Origin of the sequence: Streptomyces sp. LS1784, assembly GCF_020103755.1 — a bacterium.
Taxonomy (GTDB): domain Bacteria; phylum Actinomycetota; class Actinomycetes; order Streptomycetales; family Streptomycetaceae; genus Kitasatospora.
In genome coordinates, this window is record NZ_JAHSQD010000592.1 from 1 (window position 1) to 4,894 (window position 4,894).

Here is a 4,894-nt window from a genome sequence, read left to right on the forward strand (position 1 = left end):
CACCGGCCGTTCGACTCGACGGCAGGGTTCCACACCGAAGAACTCAGCACGGAGGGCCAGGTTGTGGTCCTGCCGGCCGGGCATCCGCTCACCGTCCGGACCCATGTGCACATGGCCGACATCACCGCGCTGCCCGGCCTGCCCCTGCCATGCTGGCCCGGCCCCGACGGCACCTACCCGCCCGGCCCCGGCCCGCAGGTCCGCGACCACGCACAGTTGTTGCAGCTCGTCGCGCTCGGCCGTGCTTGCGCGGTCTCACCGGAGTCGTGCCGAGCTCAACTGCACGGTGACCTCGCCGCCGTGCCCGTGCTGGACGCGCCGAAGGTCACCACCGTGATCGCCTGGCCGCCGCACAGTCGGTCCAGAGCCGTCGCCGACCTTGTCCGGACTGCGACCCGTCTCCGGTAGTTCCTGCCCGAGGTCTACCACCGCTACGGCGAAGGACGGGGCGGTTCGGTCATCCCGGACGGCCTGCTGCACTACGCAACCGAGCGGGCCGCACGCTTCACTCGGCGTTCATCGAGGTCGACCGCGGCACCATGGCCAGCGAGAAGCTCGCCGCCGACGGTTTCCTCGTCACCAACGACCTCCTCGCCCACCTGTCCCCGCTCCAGTTCGACCTCATCAACTTCCTCGGCCGGTACGCCTTTCTTCGCCCGCAGGAGGCCGGGCACCGGCCGCTGCGGGCGCCGGGCCTGCCGGACGACGACGGTGAGCTGGTGCCGTGACGTGACGTTGCCCCGGACCGGTTCCGGTCCGGGGCAACGTCGCGGTGTGCGGTACGGCAGCTCACGCCCTGCGGCGCCCGACATCGGGGACGAAGCGCCCAGCCGTGGCGGTGTAGGCGGCGTAGGCACCCGCGTGGGTGCGGGCCAGGTACGGCTCCTCCACCACCCGCACCTGCAGCTGAATCGCGGCGACCAGCGCGGCCACGGTGAGGACCGCGACCGCGTTGGGGACCATCAGCGCCAGGCCGGCGGCGGTGACGCTCATCGCGGTGAAGACCGGATTGCGGACCAGGGCGAAGGCGCCGCTGGTGACCAGCGCGGTGTGCTCGCCGTCCTGCACGCCCACCCGCCACGAGGCGCCCATGGCGCCCTGCGCGGCCGTGGTGGCCGCGATGCCCACCAGGGTGACGGCCAGTCCGGCCCACCGGACGGCCGCCCCGCCGGTGGCCGGAAGGTTGCCGAGGCCGGCCAGCGCGGCGACCGGTGCGGCGGCACCGCCCGTCATCGCGAGGACGAACAGCACTCCGGCCCACCAGGACGCCGAGCCCGGCCGCCCGGAGATCCCGCGGAAGCCCGCGTCCCCGGTCTGGTGGTGCTGGACAGCCGCCCGCACTCCAAAGGCGTACCCCGCCCATCCCACGAACAGGATGAGCGCCGTCCAGGCCCAGCCGCTCACCGGCCGGTCTCCGGTCCGGCCGAGCAGCACGAACAGCCGGACCCGCAGCCGCACCCCTCGGCTGTCGCCTCCCGGGCGGCTCCCGCAGCCGAGGGAACGCAGCAGCCCTTGCCCTGCCAGGCGTCGCGGCCCTCCTTCACCGCGATGGCGGCGATCACCAGGGCGGCGATCGGGTCGGCCCAGGTCCAGCCAAGGGTGGCGTTGAGCAGCAGGCCGGCCAGCAGGACGGCGGACAGGTAGGTGCACAGCAGGGTCTGCTTGGAGTCGGCGACCGCCGAGGCTGAGCCGAGCTCGCGGCCGGCACGGCGCTGGGCCGCGGACAAGAACGGCATGATCGCCAGCGACAGCGCGGCCAGCACGATGCCGGGGAAGGAGCGTTCGGCCTCGCCGGTGCCGGTCAGCGCCCGGATCGAGTCGACGGCGACGTAGGCGGCCAGGGCGAAGAACGAAACTGCGATGATCCGCAATGTGGTCTTCTCGCGGGCCTCGCGCGCCGCGTGGTCGCGGGCGGAGAACTGCCACGCGACTGCGGCGGCTGAGGACACCTCGATGACGGAGTCCAGGCCGAAACCGACCAGTGCAGTGGAGGACGCCAGGGTGCCGGCGGTGATGGCGATGATCGCTTCGACGACGTTGTAGGTGATGGTCGCCGCAACCAGCAGGCGTATCCGGCGGGTGAGCGCATCCCGGCGGGCCGGCGACGGCCCGAGCGTGAGCGTGGCCATCAGCAGCAGCCCTCCTTGTCTGCGTCGGCGCACGTGCGGTCCGCCGCAACCGCAACGACGGCGGCGCGCAGGTCGTCCAGCGCGTGTCCGAGCCGGGGGTCGGCGAGTTCGTAGCGCGTGCGGCGGCCGACCGGAACAGCGACCACCAGGCCACAGTCGCGCAGGCACGCCAAGTGGTTCGACAGCCTGGTCCGCGAGATGCCGAGCGCCTCGGCGAGGTCGGACGGGTGGGCCGGCGCCTCGCGCAACGCGAGCAGCAGACGGCAGCGGATCGGGTCCGCAAGCGCGCGGCCGAACCGCGCGAGGACCTCGATTTCGGAAGCGAGTGTCAGCACCCGGAAAACAGTACAGGACTTCCTGAATTCAGGAAGACATGTACTGACTTGGGCTCAGTGCTCGTGCGGCCCAGGGCGGTGGACCGGGCCGTGTGCGTCCTCGCAGTGGTCGTCGTCAGTGACTCCCATCGACGCAGCGGTGATCGCGACGTCCTGCACGGCGGCCGCCGAGCCGATGTGGTCAACCTGCAGCGTGGTGTGGGTGATGGAGTACTTCTCCCACAGCAACCGCTCCAGGTCACGACGGACCGCGTGGCAGTCACCCGAGGGGACGACCAGGACGTGCGCGGACAGTGCCGGCGAGTCGGAGCTGATCTCCCAGACGTGCAGGCCGTGGACCTCGACGACGCCGTCCTGCCGGACGAGGAGGTCGCCGAGCCGGTCGGGGTCGATGCCGGCGGGGGCGGCCTCGGGCGGTTGCACATCGGCTGCAGATTCCGCAGAGACTCTCGGCAGGGTGCCGGGCTGCGCAGGAGCGGGATCGGCGGTCATGCACACCAGTCCACTCCCCCGCCCAAGCGGTCTGCACAGGAATGAGCATCCTCGTGTCAGCCGTCATCCTGAAGTGCTAGGCACAATCCGCGTGTCATGACAGCGCATTGGTCACTTCATGACAGCCGAGGTCCACGACACCACCGGGAAGAAGCCAAGCTCAACCATCCACACCCAGGACAGACCTGCTGACACCCAACCCGCTGACACCACCCCACACACTCACAGCGGGGACTGATGATTCGCTCCACGGTTTCCCTTTCGACTTCACCGGCTGTGAATTCTCTGGCAGGTTTGTCTATGGGAATTCAAACGGCTTCCGCGCGGGGGTCGCAGCCATCAACAAGTGGCTGTGACCGGCATCCTTCCGACCGTGCGGAAAGCGGCGTCAGCGGTGGCTCAGCACGTTGACCACGCGGCCGTTGGGGTCACGGACGAAGAACCGCCGCACGCCCCACTCCTCATCCTGCAGGGGGTGGACGATCTCCGCACCGCTGTCCCGCATGGCCGCATAGGCCGCGTCCACGTCATCCACTTCGACACTCATGTCGGGGGTGACCGGCGCAGTCTCGTCGCTGGTCATGAAGCTGACTTGCACCGCCGGACTGGACGCTGAGGCAAGGGTCATGATCCAGCCGTGGTTCATGACCTCCTCGAAGCCCAGCAGGCCATAGAACTCCCGGCTCTCCTGCGCGGCCTCTGACTGAATGTTGGGCACGACACGGCGAACAGACATCGACGACTCCAGATGAGAACAGGCATGGCTCCGAGACCCTCCACATGTACTACGGCACACCCACCGCCGCACACACTGCCCCGTCTCAACGAAGTTTGATCAGTCTCACCGGACTCTGACCGCTCGCCGCTGGCTGCGGTCCAGACCTGGATGGGCAGTCAGGTTCGGTCGGTGCCGAACAGGGGGTCAAGCGGATCCCCCTCGGAACCGAGGACGAGGCACTCCGTGACGACCGGCCCCCGGGAGAGCTCTGCGAGCCGAGCGAGGGCCGTCGCCTCGGACGGAAGCGCGGCAGGATCGAGACCGAGCGCCCGGGCCGCGCGGTGGCGCCGCTCATCGAGGTCGGGAAGGTCTTCCCAGTACCCGTCGGCCACGGCCCGGAGTTCCTCGGTCGCCCGTCCGGGAGCGTCCCGCCACCACGGTGCCGCGAGGCACAGCTGCAACAACTCGGGCAGCCCGAGGGCGAGCGGGCCGGCCTCGCCGTCGAGGCTCACGTACACCACCAGGCGTTCCTCACCACCCTCACCGACGAAGCAGAAAGCGTCTCCTGAACCCGCCCGCGCGAACTGCTCCAGCCGGGCCCCGGAGGCCAGACGGACTCCGTCGCACCTCCCTCCCGATCTTGGTCAGGGCCTCCCTGCTGATGGCCGGGTCGAACGACAGGAACAGGTTCCCGCGTCGACTCCGACTCCTCCTGGCGCGGAACGTGTACCCGAGAAACGTGAACGCCTCGTGCTCGTACGAGCCGGGGCGCACGCCGTCCTTGCAGTAGACGATCCGGGTCTTGTCCGGGTGCAGTCGCAGCCCGACCTCGACCATCCTGTCCGAGAGCGCCGCGAGGACCTCTTGGGCCTGGCTCTCGGAGGCGCAGTGCAGCACCGCGTCGTCCGCATAGCGTTCGAACTGCACGGTCGGGTACTCCCGCGCCATCCAGGTCTCGAACGCGTAGTGCAGGAACAAGTTCGCCAGCACGGGAGACACCGGGGCGCCCTGAAAGGGCGTTAAGTCCTTTTCTGGTAGCGGCCTCGTTCGGGTTGGGTGAGGAAGCCTTGGCGAGTGAGGCGTCCGAGGCGGTTGCGGGTGATGTTTACGGACGCCTCGTCTGTGGGCATGCCGAGGAGTTCGTGCAGCTCGCGGGCTCGGAACACCTGATGGGGGTGCTGGTTGAAGGCGTTCACGATTGCCTGGTAGGCCGTGTTCGT

The 4,894-nt window shown here is 69.6% G+C and carries 9 protein-coding genes and 1 pseudogene; 2 read left to right on the forward strand and 8 right to left on the reverse strand.

Going from position 1 to position 4,894, the window contains the following annotated elements; all coding sequences use genetic code 11:
* Together KS423_RS38455 and KS423_RS38460 are read left to right on the forward strand one after the other, a co-directional pair.
* Positions 1-408 (forward strand): LysR substrate-binding domain-containing protein (locus tag KS423_RS38455; protein ID WP_263455688.1); only part of this gene is annotated, 408 nt, incomplete at its 5' end.
* 131 nt (positions 409-539) lie between these two features.
* Positions 540-728 (forward strand): transposase, encoded by a 189-nt coding sequence (locus KS423_RS38460; protein WP_224284378.1) that lies wholly within the window; start codon positions 540-542, stop codon positions 726-728.
* Positions 729-789: 61 nt separating this feature from the next.
* On the opposite strand, the gene KS423_RS38465 is transcribed toward KS423_RS38460, so the two are convergent.
* The 8 genes and pseudogenes from KS423_RS38465 to KS423_RS38500 form a co-directional block, all read right to left on the reverse strand.
* Positions 790-1,404 (reverse strand): isoprenylcysteine carboxylmethyltransferase family protein, encoded by a 615-nt coding sequence (locus KS423_RS38465; RefSeq protein ID WP_224284379.1) that lies wholly within the window; start codon positions 1,402-1,404, stop codon positions 790-792.
* Positions 1,401-2,129 carry a cation transporter gene (locus KS423_RS38470; protein ID WP_224284380.1) on the reverse strand — a complete coding sequence of 243 codons (729 nt, stop codon included), beginning with the start codon at positions 2,127-2,129 and terminating at the stop codon, positions 1,401-1,403. Before KS423_RS38470 ends, KS423_RS38465 begins: the two co-directional genes overlap by 4 nt.
* Positions 2,129-2,464 (reverse strand): helix-turn-helix transcriptional regulator, encoded by a 336-nt coding sequence (locus KS423_RS38475; RefSeq protein ID WP_224284381.1) that lies wholly within the window; start codon positions 2,462-2,464, stop codon positions 2,129-2,131. Before KS423_RS38475 ends, KS423_RS38470 begins: the two co-directional genes overlap by 1 nt.
* A 54-nt stretch (positions 2,465-2,518) precedes the next feature.
* Positions 2,519-2,887, reverse strand: coding sequence for a hypothetical protein (locus KS423_RS38480; RefSeq protein ID WP_308020296.1), 369 nt, complete (start codon positions 2,885-2,887; stop codon positions 2,519-2,521).
* Positions 2,888-3,344: 457 nt separating this feature from the next.
* Complete coding sequence (locus KS423_RS38485) at positions 3,345-3,692, reverse strand: VOC family protein (protein ID WP_224284382.1); 348 nt, start codon at positions 3,690-3,692, stop codon at positions 3,345-3,347.
* Positions 3,693-3,850: 158 nt separating this feature from the next.
* Entirely contained in the window at positions 3,851-4,195 is a 345-nt protein-coding gene (locus tag KS423_RS38490) for a hypothetical protein (protein ID WP_224284383.1), read from the reverse strand.
* 19 nt (positions 4,196-4,214) lie between these two features.
* On the reverse strand, positions 4,215-4,664 hold the full coding sequence (locus KS423_RS38495; RefSeq protein ID WP_308020297.1) for a reverse transcriptase domain-containing protein: 450 nt from the start codon (positions 4,662-4,664) through the stop codon (positions 4,215-4,217).
* Positions 4,665-4,693: 29 nt separating this feature from the next.
* Positions 4,694-4,894: pseudogene (locus tag KS423_RS38500) on the reverse strand (hypothetical protein); the annotation flags it as partial.

What these genes read in the sequence shown, in the direction of transcription:
- KS423_RS38470 (WP_224284380.1), bottom strand. Translation starts at nt 2,129, where the DNA reads ATGGCCACGCTCACGCTCGGGCCGTCGCCGGCCCGCCGGGATGCGCTC.
- KS423_RS38460 (WP_224284378.1), top strand. Translation starts at nt 540, where the DNA reads ATGGCCAGCGAGAAGCTCGCCGCCGACGGTTTCCTCGTCACCAACGAC.
- KS423_RS38485 (WP_224284382.1), bottom strand. Translation starts at nt 3,692, where the DNA reads ATGTCTGTTCGCCGTGTCGTGCCCAACATTCAGTCAGAGGCCGCGCAG.